This is a genomic window from Streptomyces sp. NBC_01384 (assembly GCF_045040035.1).
Lineage (GTDB): Bacteria > Actinomycetota > Actinomycetes > Streptomycetales > Streptomycetaceae > Streptomyces.
The window spans coordinates 7,591,261-7,607,210 of the sequence record NZ_CP109559.1 but is presented as its reverse complement, the minus strand read 5'-3'; the positions used below and the strand labels follow the sequence as shown (position 1 = coordinate 7,607,210).

The 15,950-nt window shown below is 68.1% G+C and carries 12 protein-coding genes; 1 reads left to right on the top strand and 11 read right to left on the bottom strand.

The features are described from left to right. Positions 1–102: 102 nt before the first annotated feature. Positions 103–1,119, bottom strand: coding sequence for a hypothetical protein (locus OG747_RS34585; RefSeq protein ID WP_405883282.1), 1,017 nt, complete (start codon positions 1,117–1,119; stop codon positions 103–105). Positions 1,120–1,333: 214 nt separating this feature from the next. Here OG747_RS34585 and OG747_RS34580 point away from each other — a divergent pair, with 214 nt between their 5' ends. After that, the gene (locus OG747_RS34580) at positions 1,334–1,705 is read left to right on the top strand and encodes an NTP pyrophosphohydrolase (RefSeq protein WP_405883281.1); all 372 of its coding nucleotides are present in this window, start codon (positions 1,334–1,336) and stop codon (positions 1,703–1,705) included. Positions 1,706–1,881: 176 nt separating this feature from the next. Here the strand turns inward: OG747_RS34580 and OG747_RS34575 are convergent, their stop codons facing one another. The 10 genes from OG747_RS34575 to ngcE all read right to left on the bottom strand — a co-directional run bounded on the left by OG747_RS34575 (position 1,882) and on the right by ngcE (position 15,825). Then, positions 1,882–3,360 carry an ArnT family glycosyltransferase gene (locus OG747_RS34575; RefSeq protein WP_405883280.1) on the bottom strand — a complete coding sequence of 493 codons (1,479 nt, stop codon included), beginning with the start codon at positions 3,358–3,360 and terminating at the stop codon, positions 1,882–1,884. A gap of 74 nt (positions 3,361–3,434) precedes the next feature. Continuing rightward, positions 3,435–4,955: an amino acid permease gene (locus OG747_RS34570; protein WP_405883279.1), complete on the bottom strand. Its 1,521-nt coding sequence runs from the start codon at positions 4,953–4,955 to the stop codon at positions 3,435–3,437. A gap of 167 nt (positions 4,956–5,122) precedes the next feature. After that, on the bottom strand, positions 5,123–7,054 hold the full coding sequence (gene dxs / locus OG747_RS34565) for a 1-deoxy-D-xylulose-5-phosphate synthase (protein WP_405883278.1): 1,932 nt from the start codon (positions 7,052–7,054) through the stop codon (positions 5,123–5,125). A gap of 217 nt (positions 7,055–7,271) precedes the next feature. Further along, the gene (locus OG747_RS34560) at positions 7,272–8,564 is read right to left on the bottom strand and encodes a sugar ABC transporter permease (protein WP_405883277.1); all 1,293 of its coding nucleotides are present in this window, start codon (positions 8,562–8,564) and stop codon (positions 7,272–7,274) included. Continuing rightward, a complete protein-coding gene (locus tag OG747_RS34555) occupies positions 8,561–9,352 on the bottom strand; it encodes an ATP-binding cassette domain-containing protein (protein ID WP_060899984.1) in 792 nt (263 codons plus the stop codon). Before OG747_RS34555 ends, OG747_RS34560 begins: the two co-directional genes overlap by 4 nt. A 202-nt stretch (positions 9,353–9,554) precedes the next feature. Beyond that, entirely contained in the window at positions 9,555–10,658 is a 1,104-nt protein-coding gene (locus tag OG747_RS34550; RefSeq protein ID WP_405885842.1) for a sugar ABC transporter substrate-binding protein, read from the bottom strand. A 135-nt stretch (positions 10,659–10,793) separates the two neighbouring features. Next, positions 10,794–11,993 carry an ROK family transcriptional regulator gene (locus OG747_RS34545; protein ID WP_405883276.1) on the bottom strand — a complete coding sequence of 400 codons (1,200 nt, stop codon included), beginning with the start codon at positions 11,991–11,993 and terminating at the stop codon, positions 10,794–10,796. Between the two features lie 429 nt (positions 11,994–12,422). After that, a complete protein-coding gene (locus OG747_RS34540; RefSeq protein ID WP_405883274.1) occupies positions 12,423–13,343 on the bottom strand; it encodes a carbohydrate ABC transporter permease in 921 nt (306 codons plus the stop codon). Position 13,344: 1 nt separating this feature from the next. Further along, positions 13,345–14,268, bottom strand: coding sequence for a carbohydrate ABC transporter permease (locus tag OG747_RS34535; protein ID WP_405883272.1), 924 nt, complete (start codon positions 14,266–14,268; stop codon positions 13,345–13,347). A gap of 105 nt (positions 14,269–14,373) precedes the next feature. Next, a complete protein-coding gene (gene ngcE / locus OG747_RS34530) occupies positions 14,374–15,825 on the bottom strand; it encodes an N-acetylglucosamine/diacetylchitobiose ABC transporter substrate-binding protein (RefSeq protein WP_405883271.1) in 1,452 nt (483 codons plus the stop codon). Positions 15,826–15,950 lie beyond the last annotated feature (125 nt).

Here is a 15,950-nt window from a genome sequence, read left to right as displayed (position 1 = left end):
GCCCGTCCGGCGTTTGAGGACGAGGCCGTTCAGGCCGATACGGGGGTGTAGGGGCGGCGGGGGCGGAAAACCCGACCGCGGCAGCCGTCCCCGTCCCGGCCCTCACACCGGACGCCACGCCTCCAACGCCAGGCCCGGCTCGTCCTTCCGTCGGGTGACGAGGAGTTCCTCACTGCCCGGGGCCAGGGTCGCCGCCACCACACGCCCCTCCTCGTCCTCCGTCAAAGACACCTCGGCTCCGACGGGGAGTCCAGGGCCCGACTCGGTCCACCAGGCCCCCGCCGACTCCTGCTCGGTCGGGTAGGCGGCGAAGGCGACACGGCCACTCGCCGAGCGCTGCGCGAGCAACGTGCAGTCGAAGCCGTCGAGTTCGCAGCGGATGACGGAGACGGGGCCGGGCCCGGCCGAGGCGAGCAGGGGGGCCGGCTTGGCGCCCGGGCGCCACGCGCACACGTCGCCCGCCGCGTCGGTGAAGAAGAGGGTGGTGGAGTCCGGGGACGTGGCGAGGGCGCGAAGGGTGCCCGGGCCTACCGATGTTTCCAGGGACTCCTGCAGCACCGGCTGTTGGCCCGGCTCCTCCTGACGCCAGTGCAGGATGCCGTCCGGGACGGCCGCGTACAGCTCGACGCGCCCGGACTCCCCCGTCACGGCCGCCAGATCGTCCCGTACGTCACTGCCCTTGAGATCGCACCACGGGTCCCAGCCGCCCTTCTCCTTCTGGGCGACCATGCTGACCCCGCCGCCCTTGTTGCGCACGAAGACGTGGGCGCGCCCCTGGGCGTCGACCGCGACGGCGGGCGGGCCGGTGCGGTCGCCCGTCCGGTTGGGGTGCCCGATCGGGTTCCAGTCGAGGGCGGCGAGCCGCGGCCGGAAGTGCGTGGTGTGGACGAGCCCGGACTCGCCGGGCACGGTGGGTCGCCAGGAGACCAGGTGGGTGTAGCCGTCGGCGCCCTGGCCGACGGCGAGGACGGGGTGCAGGTGTCGATCGCCGCCGATGGTGCGCGGTGGGTCCCAGGGACCGCCGGGCCCGCGCTCCGCCCGGCAGAGGACGGCGGCGCCCGACAGCAGGTACACACTGAGCCTGCCGTCGCGACCGCGTCTGAGCCATTCGCCGTTCACCGGTTCACTTTAATCCGGGGCCCTGCCGTCATCGCCAGGGGCCCAGGCGGCGGCCGTCGCCGTGGGACCAGCCAGGGCGTCCGTGCGACGGTGACCTGCACCTTCCCATGACGCCATCACCAGATGAACGTTTCTCCAGCTCATGGTGACGGCGGTCCCTCCCGGGTGACGGTGGTCCGTCCCGGGTGACGGTGGTCCGTGCGACCCTGGCCCCATGAACGACCCTCTGCTCGTGATCATCGACGCCGCGAACGTCGTCGGCTCGGTTCCCGACGGCTGGTGGCGCGATCGCCGGGGCGCGGCGGAGCGGCTGCGGGACCGGCTCGCCCAGAACGGGCTGCCGGGGCACGACGGTCCCGTGGAACTCGTCCTGGTGGTGGAGGGCGCGGCCAAGGGCGTGGAGTCCGTTCCCTGCGTACGGGTCGTGGAGGCGCCCGGCAGCGGCGACGACCGCATCGTGGAGCTGGCGGCCGAGGCCCGCGACCGCCCCGTCCTGGTCGTCACGGCGGACCGTGAACTGCGGCGCAGGGTGGCCGAGTTGGGGGCGGACGTCACCGGACCACGAGCGGTCCGAGGCGAATCCTGAAGCGCACGCGCCCTGGTGCCCGACGGCCCGCTGAGCGCCGCGGCCCTTCCGGCGCGGGCCGGGCCAGGCCGATCGGCACAGGCCGACCATCGGCCCCACCGGCCCGAACCGCCCCGCACCCTCCGGTCCAGGACCGCCCGGCCCCACCGGAGAAGCCCGACTGCCCTCGCCGACCGTCACCAGTCGTCGCCCCTGGCCCCCTCCGGCCGTGCGTAGAGTACGGCGCCGCCGACCGTGGTCAACTCCTCGTAGTGCGCCGCGAGGAGACGACGCAGGGTGCGGACCCGGTCCGGACCGTAGGGTTTGCCCCGGCTGTCGTCGACGATCAGAGCGGGCGGGTGGACGGCGAGTTCGCTCCGGAACACGGCCCAGGCACCGTCGACCGCGTATTTCTCACCCACCTGCGGCCCGTCCCGCCCTCCGCTGTAGTTCGTCAGGAAGCCCGCCGTCAGATAGCGGCTCGCCGGGGTCCGGTTCGCCAGCCAGTACGTCTCCGGGTGTATGCCCCAGACGAGGACGCGGTCCCCGGGGTCCGTACGGTGGTCCAGAGCGGCGGCGAGGCGCTGGGCGTGGGCGAGTTCGGGGCGCGGCGCGAGCAGGCCCCAGGCCAGGAACAGCGTGCAGCAGCAGACCGAGGTCAGTACGGCGGTCACGAGGCGGTCGCGGGGCAGGATCTGCAGCGCTGCCGTCGCCAACAGGGCAACGGCCGGGATGAGTTGCAGGTAGTAGTGGCCGAAGAAGTGGAAGCCGGCCAGGACGGCCAGCGCCGACGAGCCGAACCACAGCCACAGTTCGGCCGCCCCGGTGCGGGCGACGCGCAGCGCCCGCAGGACCGGCGGGATCAGGCCCGCGCAGGCCACCGCGAGGATCGCCGTGTTGGTCAACCCCCGTGACAGGACGTGGAGTTCGGAGCCGGTGAAGGTGGCGTAGGCGCCCGAACCGGTGACCGTCCAGAACAGGAGCCCCGCCGGATCGGTGAGCAGCGCCGCACCCAGCGCCGGGGCGAGGGCCCCGGCTCCCAGCTGGAGCAGGCCTTTTCGGGGGCTCATCGCCTGCCGCCACAGCAGCCAGAGCACCGGTACGAGCACCGCCCCGCCGGTCTGCTTGGTGAGGAAGGAGCAGGCGACGGCCGCCCCCGCGGCACCCCAACGGTGCCGGTCGGCGCACCACATCGCGGCCGCCGTGCAGGGCAGTATGAAGACCTCGAAGGTGGCTGCCTGCGCGTCCTCGGGGTTGAGCCCGATCGAGACCAGCGCATACAGCACCCCCGCCGTGCGCCCGGCCGGATCGCCCCAGCGGCGCCGGGCCAGCGACGCCAGCAGTACGGCCGTCGCCAACTGGGCCACGACCGCCAGAACCCTGACCGACGTCAGCGAACCGGAACCGAACACCGCGAACGCCGCCTCGTACAGCCACGGCACGAGCGGCGGCTTGCGGTCCACGACCGTCTCGTACAGCTCTCCCCCGCCCGCCAGTATCCGCGCCTGTACGGCGAGATAGCCCTCGTCGGGGTTCCACAGCGGCCGTACGAAGGAGGGGGCCCGGGTGAGACAGACCAGCGCCGCGAGGACGGGCAGCAGCCGTCTCCAGTAACCGGAGCCCGACACCCGTGACGCGGCTACGAAGCGTGGTGTTTCCAGGAGCCCGGCGAGCATACGGTGCACGCTATCCGGCCCCGCACTCTCCATCGAAGCGGGACATACGGGGCCAGGACATCAATAGGGTCCGATCACTGGGCGTCGGGGCCCGGCGGGTGCACCTCGGCCTCGGTCGTCTCCTCGTGCCGCCCGAGCCGGCTGTGCGAACGGCCGTACAGGAAGTAGACGACGGAGCCGATCGCCATCCAGATCACGAACCGCAGCCAGGTCTCGGCGGGCAGGTTGAGCATCAGCCACAGCGAGGCGAGGACGGACAGGACCGGGATCAGTGGCACCAGCGGGGTGCGGAAGGCGCGGTGCAGGTCGGGGCGGGTGCGGCGGAGGATGATGACGCCGATCGCGACGACGACGAAGGCGAAGAGCGTACCGATGTTGACCAGTTCGGCCAGTTCGCTGAGGCTGGTGAAGCCCGCGAGGATCGCGATGATCACGCCGAGCAGGATGGTCGGCCGGTGCGGGGTGCGGAACCGCGGGTGGACGCGGGAGAAGAACCGCGGCAGCAGCCCGTCGCGGCTCATCGCGAAGAAGACCCGGGTCTGGCCGAGCAGCAGGATCATGCAGACCGTGGTCAGCCCGACGGCGGCGCCGAAGCTGATGACGCCCGCGTACCAGGGGTGCCCGGTCGCCTTGAAGGCGTCGGCGAGCGGGGCGTCGATGGACAGTCGGTCGTACCTCTCCATGCCCGTGACGACGATCGACACGGCCACGTAGAGCGCGGTGCAGACGACGAGCGAGCCCAGGATGCCGCGCGGCATGTCCCGCTGCGGGTTCTTGGTCTCCTCCGCGGCCGTCGCCACCACGTCGAAGCCGATGAAGGCGAAGAAGACGACGGAGGCGGCGGTGAAGATGCCCATCACCCCGAAGTTGGTCGGTGTGTAGCCGAAGATGAGCTGGATGAGCGGGGCTTTGAGACTGCTGCCCGCCTCCTGAGCCTGCGCCTTGGGAATGAAGGGCTTGTAGTTGTCGCCCACGATGAAGAAGGCGCCCGCGATGATCACGATCATCACGACAGTGACCTTGATGGCGACGACGACCGTGGTGACGCGGGCGGAGAGCTTCACGCCGACGACCAGGATGGCGGTGAGCACCAGCACCAGCGCCGCGGCGAGGATGTCGAAGCCGAACCCGGTGGCCCCCTCGCGCCCGCTGAGATAGCCGGGCAGATGCCAGCCCGCGTTGTCCAGCAGCGAGCGCACATACCCCGACCAGCCGACGGCCACCACCGCCGTACCGAGCGCGAACTCCAGCACCAGGTCCCAGCCGATGATCCAGGCGGGCAGTTCGCCGAGCGAGGCGTACGAGAAGGTGTACGCGGACCCCGCCACCGGGACCGTGGACGCGAACTCCGCGTAGCAGAGGGCCGCCAGGGCGCAGACGACGCCCGCGACGACGAAGGCCAGCGAGACCGCGGGGCCCGCGTTCTCCTTGGCGACCTTGCCGGTGAGGACGAAGATGCCGGTGCCGATGATGACACCGACGCCGAAGACGGTGAGATCCAGAGCGGACAGCGACTTCTTGAGTGCGTGCTCCGGCTCCTCAGTGTCCAAGATCGACTGTTCGACCTTCTTCGTCCTGAAGAGGGTGCTGCTCACGGGCCTACCTCCACGCTTGACGTCCTCGACATGATCGAGGGGCGTGTGATCGATATGCCCCGGTGTGCACATATTCACCCACATCAGTGGGCACAGTACGGAAATGGGCCGGTTCCGCCACCCGTAGGAGGTGGCGAAACCGGCCCGATGGACCTGCGTTCCGTCCGTCAGTCGCGCGCGGGCTCCACCGAGTCCACCGCCTGCGCGGCGGCTCCCGGGAAGCGGCCGTCGAGCTTGGAGACCAGGCCGGTGACCTGGCGGGCGATGTCGGGAGCGGTCAGGCCGATCTCCGCCATGACCTCGGCGCGGGAGGCGTGGTCGAGGAAGCGCGGCGGGATGCCGAAGTCGCGCAGCGGGACGTCGACGCCCGCGTCGCGCAGGGCCTGCGCGATCGCCGAGCCGACCCCGCCGACACGGGAGTTGTCCTCGACGGTGACGACCACGCGGTGCTGCTCGGCGAGCGGGGCCATGGCCTCGTCGACCGGCTTGACCCAGCGCGGGTCGACGACGGTCGTGGAGATCCCCTGCTTGTCGAGGAGGCCGGCGATCTCCAGGCACATCGGCGCGAGGGCGCCGACGGAGACGAGGAGCACATCGGGCGCGTCGGTGCCCGGCTCGCGCAGCACGTCCATGCCGCCGATCCGGCCCACCGCGGGCACCGCCGGGCCGACCGCGCCCTTGGAGAAGCGGACCACGGTCGGCGCGTCGGTCACGTCGACGGCCTCGCGCAGCTGGGCGCGGACCTGGTCGGCGTCACGCGGCGCGGCCAGACGCAGGCCCGGCACGACCTGAAGGATCGACATGTCCCACATGCCGTTGTGCGAGGCGCCGTCGGTACCGGTGACGCCCGCGCGGTCCAGCACGAAGGTCACGCCGCACTTGTGCAGCGCCACATCCATCAGGACCTGGTCGAAGGCGCGGTTGAGGAAGGTCGCGTAGACGGCGAAGACGGGGTGCAGCCCGCCGGTCGCCAGGCCCGCCGCCGACACGGCGCCGTGCTGCTCCGCGATGCCGACGTCGTACACCCGTTTGGGGAAGGCCTTGGCGAACTTGTCGAGGCCGACCGGCTGGAGCATCGCGGCCGTGATGGCGACGACGTCCTTGCGCTCCTGGCCGAGCTTGACCATCTCCTCGCCGAAGACCGAGGTCCAGTCGGCACCGGAGGAGGCGATCGGCAGGCCCGTGTCAGGGTGGATCTTGGGGACGGCGTGGAAGCGGTCCGCCTCGTCCTGGAGGGCGGGCTGGTAGCCGCGGCCCTTCTCGGTGAGGCAGTGCACGATGACCGGGCCGCCGAAGCGCTTGGCGCGGGCCAGCGCCGACTCCAGGGCCTCGATGTCATGGCCGTCGATCGGGCCGACGTACTTGAGGCCCAGGTCCTCGAACATGCCCTGCGGGGCGATGAAGTCCTTGAGGCCCTTCTTGGCGCCGTGCAGGGTCTCGTAGAGCGGCTTGCCGACGACCGGCGTGCGCTCCAAGATGTCCTTCCCACGGGCCAGGAAGCGCTCGTAGCCGTCCGTGGTGCGCAGGGTCGCCAGGTGGTTCGCTAGGCCGCCGATCGTGGGGGCGTACGAACGCTCGTTGTCGTTGACGACGATGACCAGCGGGCGGTCCTTGGCGTCCGCGATGTTGTTGAGCGCCTCCCAGGCCATACCGCCGGTGAGAGCGCCGTCACCGATGACGGCGACCACGTGGTCGCTCCTGCCGAGCACCTCGTTGGCCTTCGCCAGGCCGTCGGCCCAGCCGAGGACCGTGGAGGCGTGCGAGTTCTCGATCACGTCGTGCTCGGACTCGGCCTGCGAGGGGTAGCCGGACAGGCCGCCCTTCATCTTCAGCTTCGAGAAGTCCTGACGGCCGGTGAGCAGCTTGTGGACGTAGGACTGGTGGCCCGTGTCCCACAGCACCCTGTCCTTCGGCGACTCGAAGACGCGGTGCAGCGCGATGGTGAGCTCCACGACACCGAGATTGGGGCCGAGGTGGCCGCCTGTCTTGGAGACCGCGTCGACGAGAAAGGTCCTGATCTCGCCGGCCAGCTGGTCCAGCTGCTCCAGGCTGAGCCGGTCCAGATCGCGCGGTCCCCTGATGCGGGTCAGCAGCGGCACCCGTGCCTCCTTGCAGTAGAGCTGTTCGAGCTTTGCCGGGCCTGTCGAGTCTAATGTTCCGCCCGGACATGACTGTGCCCGGCACCGCCATTGGTGCCGGGCACAGGTTCACAAGGGGCGAGGCAACGCCCCCTCAGGGGCGCGGGACCGTGGCATGTGCGGCTCCGCCGCGTAAACGCGACCAGCCACCACGGACCCGCGGCGCCCCGATACCCCGCTACGCGCGACCCGCGGACTTCTGCGTCTTACGAGTGACGGCGTCGATGACGACCGTGGCGAGAAGCACACCACCAGTGATCATGTACTGGATCGGCGAGGCGATGCCCTGCAGGGCAAGGCCGTACTGGATCGAGACGATGACCAGCACACCCAGCAGCGCGTTCCACGTACGCCCACGCCCACCGAAGAGGCTGGTGCCACCGATCACCGCTGCGGCGATCGCGTTCATCAGAAGGTCACCGGCACCGGCACCCTGGTTGGCCGAGGCGATCTTCGACGCGATGAACAGACCACCGATCGCGGCGAAGGTACCGGAGATCGCGAAGACCGAGATCCGGACCATCTCCACGTTGATACCGGCGCGGCGGGACGCCTCGACGCTGCCACCGAGCGCGAAGATCTTCCGGCCGTACGCGGTACGGCGCAGCACGAAGTCCGTGACCAGCAGCACCGCGACGAAGATCACCACGGCCAGCGGCAGACCCTTGTACTGGTTGTAGGTGATCGCCACGGCGAAGGCGACGATCGCCAGCAGCGCGGTGCGCAGGATGGTCTCGCTCAGCGGCCGGGCCGGCACGCCCGCGGCCTCGCGCCGCTTGTTGCCGTAGAAGGAGCTGAGGAAGAACACCGCGGTGACGCCGATGGCGAGCGCGTAGGCGGCGGCCACATCAGTGAAGTAGTAGCTGGTCAGATTGGCGACGAGGCCGTTGCTGTCCAGGTTGATGGTGCCGTTGCTGCCGAGGATCTGGAGCATGAAGCCGTTCCAGAACAGCAGACCCGCCAGGGTGACGGCGAAGGCCGGCACACCGATGCGCGCGAAGACGAAACCGTGGAGCGCGCCGGCGACCGTACCGGTGAGGATGGCCAGCACGAAGGCCAGCCACTCGTTCATGCCGTGCGTGACGTTCAGCACCGCGAAGGCGGCACCCGCGACACCGGAGACCGAACCGACCGACAGGTCGATCTCGCCGAGCAGCAGCACGAAGACGATACCGACGGCGATCATGCCCGTGCCGACCATGGCGACGGAGATGTCGGACAGGTTGCCCGCGGTGAGGAAGTTGGAGTTCAGGCTCTGGAAGATGATCCAGATGATGATCAGGCCGAGGACGACCGGGATGGAGCCCAGGTCACCGGCCTTCATCTTGCGCTTGAACTCGGAGGCGTAACCCGCGAAGCCCTGCTCGCGGACGAGGAGCCGGGGGTCGACCGCGGTGACCGCCTTGGCGGCCGCCTCGGGGTTCTCCACGATGTGGTCCTCGGGGGTCTCAGAGGTCTTGTCGATGCTCACTTCTGAGCCTCCCCATTGCTGCGCGCCGCGCGACGGGTCACGGCGTTCTCCGTGGCGCCCGTGATGGCGGAGATGATCTCTTCCTGCGAGGTCGACTTGACCTCGAAGATGCCGTTGTTGCGCCCCAGGCGCAGGACGGCGACCTTGTCGGCCACGGCCTTCACATCGGCCATGTTGTGGCTGATGAGGATGACCGCGTGGCCGCGCTCCCTCAGCCGCTCGACCAGGTCGAGGACCTGGGCGGTCTGCTCGACGCCGAGGGCCGCGGTGGGCTCGTCGAGGATGACGAGCTTCGGCTCACCGAGCATCGAACGGGCGATCGCCACGGTCTGGCGCTGACCGCCGGAGAGCGAGGCGATCGGGATACGGACGCTGGGGATACGGATGGACAGCGTGTCCAGCAGCTCGCGGGAGCGGCGCTCCATCTCGACCTCGTCCAGGATGCCGCGCTTCTTCAGCTCCCGGCCCAGGTAGAGGTTGCCGACGACGTCGATGTTGTCGCAGAGCGCGAGGTCCTGGTAGACGGTCGCGATACCGAGGCCCTGGGCGTCCTGCGGCTTGTTGATGTGGACGGCCTTGCCGTCCCACTCGATGGCGCCTTCATCGATGGGGTGCACGCCGGCGATCGTCTTCACCAGCGTGGACTTTCCGGCACCGTTGTCGCCCACCAGGGCGACCACTTCACCGGCGTGGACCTCAAGCTCTACATCGGTGAGCGCCTGGACGGCACCGAATCGCTTGGAGACCCCGCGCAACGCCAGAACAGGCGTAGCGGACACGTGAACCATCTCCTTCGCCGCCTGACCCGGCGGGAGGTTGTGCAGAAGTTTACAGAGGGGGGTGTTCCGTCCGGCGCCCCGCCCTAGCTTTGCGGGGCTGATGGATGCGGGGCGCCGGAGGGGCTTCTATGACGCAAGTCCCGTACGGAAATTCAAGAACGAATTCCCGTACATGGATAGGGATTTGCGGCGGCTACTTCAGTTGCTCGGACTACTTGATACCGAGCGTGTCGCACTTCGCCTTGTAGGCGCTGGTGCAGATGTCGCTGACCGTGTAGACGCCGTCCTTGATGACGGTGTCGTTGATGTTGGCCTTGGTCAGCGAGACAACCGCGACGATGACCGAGGGGACGGCCTTGGTGGTCGGGCTGTCGACCTTGTCCTTGGCGACGGTGTCGAGCGACTTGCCCTGGGCGAGCGCGACAGCCATCTCGGCGGCGGCCTCGGCCTCGGGGGCGTACGGCTTGTAGACGCTCATGAACTGCTCACCGGCGATGATGCGCTGCACACCCGCGAGCTCGGCGTCCTGGCCGGTGACCGGGACGGAGAGGCCCGCGGCCTTCAGCGCGGTGATGATACCGCCGGCCATGCCGTCGTTGGCGGAGTAGACGCCGACGATGTTCTTCTTGCCGAGGGCGGAGATGGCGCCCTCCATGTTGGCGTTGGCGTTCTCCGGCTTCCAGTCCTTGGTGTCGTACTCCTTGCCGACGTTCACCTTGCCGTCGAGGACGGAGTGGGCTCCGGCCTTGAACAGGGCGGCGTTCGGGTCGGTGGACGACCCGTTCATCATCACGATCTTGCCGGACTTGGCCTTGGAGCCGAGCGCCGTGAGAAGCGCCTGACCCTGGGTCTTGCCGACGGTGGTGTTGTCGAACGAGGTGTAGGCGCTGATCGGGCCCTGGGCGAGACGGTCGTAGGCGACGACGGGGATGCCGGCGTCCTTGGCCTTCTGGACCGAGTTCTTGATGGCCGCGGAGTCCACAGCATCGACGATCAGGACGTCCACCTTGTTGGTGATCATCGTGTCGACCTGCTGGCTCTGCGTGCTGGCGTCCTGCTTGGCGTTGGCGTAGACGACCTCGCCCTTGCCGTTCGTCAGCTCCTGAACCTTCTTCTCGATCAGAGGCTTGTCGAACTTCTCGTAACGCGCGGTCTGGTTCTCGGGAAGGAGCAGACCGACCTTGATCGCGTCACCCTTCTTGGCGGAGCTGGAGCTGGAGCTGTCGCTCTTGTTGCTGGACTCCTTGGCACTGCCACAGGCGGCCAACGAGACGGCCATCGCACCAGCGGCAACGGCAACGGCGGCACGACGCATACGCGTGTTCACTTTAGAAAAACCTCCCTGACGAGGCCGCGTCGTTGCGGCCGAGGTGGCTGGAAGTCAACTCGGCCACGCGTGCGACGTCAAGAAGTAAATACTTAACGAGATGGCAACGGTGCCATGCGTTCTCTAAGTGAAGGCAGGGGTGACCCCGGACAGCGAGCCGTCCAAAAGGGTCGAATCGCCCATCTCGCTGAGTGCGAGAGCGAGCGCCCCGAGGACCTCCGCACGGCCGCCAAGCGCCCCTGGCAGCACCGAGAGTTGACGTGCGGCACTGGGGATCGCATAGCGGCCGACCGACTCTCTGATGGGCCCGAGAACCAGCTCCCCGGCCTCGGCGAGATCGCCGCCGAGGACCACCCGGCTCGGGTTGAGCAGATTGCAGAGATTCGCGACTCCACTGCCGATGTGACGGCCGACGTCGGCGATCACCCGACGGCAGCCCGGGTCCCCGTCCCTGGCCAGTCTGACGACGCCCTCCATGGTCAGATCGGTGCCGTGACTGGACTGCAGGAGCGGCAGCACATAGCGCGCCGCCGTGAAGGTCTCCAGGCAGCCCCGATTGCCACAGCGACAGACGGGACCGGATTCATCAAGGGTGATGTGCCCGATCTCACCTGCTGTGCCGCCGGGCCCGCGATAGATCTTGCCTTCGATCACCAGCCCGGCGCCGACACCACTCGCGACCTTGATGTACGCCAGGTCCTTGACCCCGCGCCCACTGCCCCAGACCAGCTCGCCGAGCGCGCCCAGGTTGGCGTCGTTGTCCACGTACACGGGCACGCCGAGCCGCCCCCGCAGCTCCTCGGCGGGCTTCGCGCCGGTCCAGCCCGGCAGGATCGCGGTGGACCCGAGGGTCCCCGACTCCACGTCGATCGGGCCGGGCACACCGAGGCCCACACCCGCGATCTTGGACCGGTCCACCCCGGTCGCCGCGATCAGGCGGCCGACCAGCTCTTCCGCCCGGTCGAAGCCCTGCGCGGCGGAGGCGTCCACGTCGAGCGGCTCGGACTCCTCGGCCAGTACCTGGTGGGCGAGGTTCCCGACCGCGACGCGCAGATGCGTATGGCCGAAGTCGACTCCGATGACGATGCCGGCGTCACCGCTCAGGGACACGCTGCGGGCCCTGCGGCCACCCGCCGAAGTGGGGGTGACCTCGACCGTTCCACCGTCCTTGAGCTCCCGGACGATATTGGAAACGGTGGCGGCGGACAGGCCCGTCGTCCTCGCGATCTCCGCTTGCGTGAGCGAGCCCGCAAGGCGCACCGCACGTACGACGCGCTCCAGATTGGCTCGGTGCAGCGACGACTGCGACCCCGGAGTCTCCACGACGACCTCCCGCGTACGAGGCCGCCACGATGAGGCCCCGCCTATGTCCAACTAGTGAACTCTAAGCTGAGCTGTTTGGGTTACCTCCCGTCAAGAGGTTGAGCTACATCCGGCACACATGAGCACATATGTACGAACTCCGCGCCCGGAGTGAACCAGGGCCGTAGCCCGCCCGAGCCCTGTGCCACCGGCACCTGAACGATCAAGGACGATTGATCACCGTCGTTCACACCTCGTCGGAATCGGCCGCCGACCGCGGCGACCCGGTCCACCGGCTCATCCACCGCTTCATCCACCGCCCGTACGGCACCCCCGACACCCCGGCGCCGCGCCCGGAACGAGTCCGGGCGCGGCGCCGGCGGTGCACTGCGGTCGATTCGACTGTTCGACCGTTCGGCCGTTCTACTGTTCCGCTGTTCTGCTGTTCGGTTACTTCAGGGCTCCCGCCGTCAGCCCCTGCACCACCTGTCGCTGGAAGATGATGTACGCGGCCAGCACCGGGAGCATGGCCATCACCAGGCCCGCGAAGAGACCCGACCAGTCGCCTTTGTAGCCCTGGCTGGTGGCCAGCTCCACCAGGCCCTGGGAGAGCACCTTCTTGTCGGGGTCGGTGTTCAGCACCGTCGGGAGCATGTACTGGTTCCACTGGCCCAGGAAGTTGAAGATCCCGACGCTGACCAGGCCCGGCTTGGCCATCGGCAGCATGATCTGGAAGAAGGTCCGGGTGTGCGAGGCGCCGTCGACGAAGGCCGCCTCGGCGATCGAGGTCGGCAGGGTCCTGAAGAACGAGGTCAGGAAGAAGACCGTGAACGGCAGCGAGTAGGCGATGTAGACGAGGATCAGGCCCGGCAGCGTGTTCAGCAGACGCATGTTGTTCAGCACATAGAACAGCGGGACCAGGGCGAGCATGATCGGGAAGCTCATTCCTCCGACGAAGAGGAAGTAGATGAAGCGGTTGCCCGGGAAGTCGAAGCGGGCGAGGACGTAGGCCGCCATCGAGCCGAGCACGAGCGTACCGACCAGCGAGAAGCCCACCACGATGATCGTGTTGCCGAAGTAGTCGCTCATGTGCGCCTGCGACCAGGCGCGCGACCAGTTGTCGAAGTGCAGCTTGTCCGGCAGTGACCAGGGCGAGCTGAAGATGGAGTCGTCGTTCTTGAAGGACGTCATCACCGCCCACAGCAGGGGCAGCACGACCATGATCGCCCAGATGATGAGAATGGCGTGCGAGAAGACGTTGAGGATGCCGCCCTCGCTGCTCTTCACCTTCTCCGGCGTCGCCTTCGCCTTCGTCACCTGAAGCCGGTCCTCGACCGGCTCCACGGGCGGCGGGGTGTCAGTGGTCTTCATGCTAGAACTCCAACCGCTCGCGCCGGCCCAGTCGCATCACGATCGCCGCGAACAGCAGCGTGACGACGAGGAGCGCGACACCGATCGTGGTGGCGTAGGCGGCGTTCGCGTCACGGAACGCCGATTGGTACACGTACAGCGGAAGGACCGTGGTCGAGTAGTCGGGGCCGCCGGGGCCCACGGTCATGATCTGCACGGCGGCGAACGCCTCGGCGCCGAGGGCCAGGATTCCCATGTAGACCCACCCCGACTGCACGGTGTCCCAGAGCAACGGCAGGGTGATCTTGAAGAAGGTGGTGGCGCGGTTCGCGCCGTCGAGCAGCGCGGCCTCGTAGAAGTCCTTCGGAATCGACGCCATGCCCGCCGAGAACAGCACGACGAAGAACCCGACCGTGCTCCACAGGAGCACCGCCATCACGCACCAGAGGGCGAGGTTCGGGTCGCCCAGCCAGTCCGGCTGGACACTGCCGAGGCCGATGGCCTTCAACGTTCCGTTGATCACCCCGTCGTTGGGGTTGTAGGCGAATTGGAAAAGCAGGGAGACGATCGCGATCGACAGCACCTGCGGGAAGAAATAGGCGATTTTGTAGAAACCCGAACCGCGTACTCCGGTGATGGCGGCGCCCTTTCGACGCCGCCCACCGACATTGAGCATGAAAGCGAAGAACAGCGCGAGACCCAGCGTCACCAGCGGCAGCAGCAGCGCGAACAGCAGACTGTGCTGCAACGACTTCCAGAAGACGTCGTCGTGCAGCATTCTGGTGTAGTTGGCGAAACCGACCATCTTGAAGTCGGGGCTCAGACCGGTCCAGTCTGTGAACGAGTAGTAGATGGCCTGGACGAAGGGCCAGATCACGAAGATCGCGTACAACGCCAAGGGGGCCACCAAGAACCCCACGATGAACCGGTACTTGCCGTGTTGCATGGTTACCGACCCCGATCGTTTCGCGGATGCCGCCGCCGGTGAAGCGCGGAAACGCGCCGCTGCTGGTGCGTGCGCTGAGCGCTACTGGGCTACTGGGCTACTGGGCTACTGGTGCTTGTAGTGCTTGATGGACTGGTCCTTGGCCGCCGCGTCCGCGTAGCCCTGGATCTTCTTGATGGCCTCGGCCGGGGTCAGTCGCCCTGCCATCATCTCGCCGAGACCGGCGACACCGATCTGCTCCTTCTGGAGCTTCACGTACCAGTCCTGGAGCCGCGGGTTGACCACGTTGGTCCCGGCCTTCTGCAGCGCCGCCACACCGGACTTGAGGCCCGGGGTCAGCGTGATGCCGTCGGTGCCGCCGTTGTAGGCGGTCAGCGACTTCACCTGGCTGGTGAAGTTCTTCGACGAGGCCTCGCTGAGCATGATGCGCAGCTGCTCCATGCCGCCCTCGGGGTTGTTCGCCTTGGCCGGCACGATGAAGGGCTCGCCGCCGGAGGCCCAGATGGTGCCGAACGGCATCTTGTCGGAGCTGTCGAGGCCGGTCGGGCCGCTGACGGCCAGGTTGAAGTCCTTGGGGATCACGTTCGCGGACTCGTTCTCCACCCAGGAGCCGTTCGGGATGAAGAGCGCCTTGCCCTTGGCCCAGGCGGTCTGCGACTGGATGTGGTCGATGCCCGGGGTGCCCTGGAGGATGTAGCCCTTCTTGTAGAGCTCGTAGTACGCCTCGAACGCGGACTTGACGGCCGGGTCCTTCCAGGCGTTCGGCTCCAGGTTGTCGATCTTGTCGAGAACCTCCCGGCCACCGATCTTGGCTATGAAGGGGTAGAGCGAGAACGGCAGGTAGTACGGGTACTTGCCCGCGTACGTCCAGCCGGCCATGCCCTGCTTCTTCGCCTTGGCGCACAGCGCGAGCATGTCGTCCCAGTTCTCCGGGTACGTCGCCTCGAGCTTGTCGAGGGCGGTCTGCGAGTACCAGACGCCGTAGACGGTGTACGCGTAGTACATGATCCAGACCGGCGCGCCGTCGAACTGGCCCATCTCGACGATGCCGGGGCGCAGCGTTTCGCGGACCTTCTTCGACGGGTCGTCGATGGACGGCGCGTCGAGGAGCGGAGTCAGGTCGGTGAGCTGCTTCTTGCCGACGAGCACGCCCATGTCCATCTGCTGCGCGCCGGAGTTGTCGATCAGGTCCGGCGGGGTGCCGCCGTTGAACTTGGGCTGCAGTTCGGACTGGATCTTCTGGGTCGCATGGAAATTGATCTTGACCTTGGGGTACGCCTTCTGGTATTCGGCGTTGGCGTCGGTCGCGTACTTCGTACCGAAGCCGCCGTCGAAGATGACGACGGAGAGCGCGGCCGTCTCGTTGACGCCCAGCGGGTTCTTCGTCGTCTTCTTGCCGGCCTTGGCCTTGTCCCCGGAACCGCTGTCGCTGCTCGCACACGCGGACAGGAAGCTCATCGTGGGTACGGAGATCAGGCCGAGTGCCGCCGACCGCTTGATCAGATCGCGGCGGCCGACACCCTCGGTGTTGCTGTTCTCGGCGGAAGTGGATCCCATGCTCAAGTCCTCGCCTTCTCCAGGACTCAGGCGGTGAACCGGATCCTCCCCGGCACCGCGGTTAGGTCAAGCTGGGGTCGTGCATGAGGGATTCAGTGGGTCAACGCGGCGATCCCTGCCCGTGA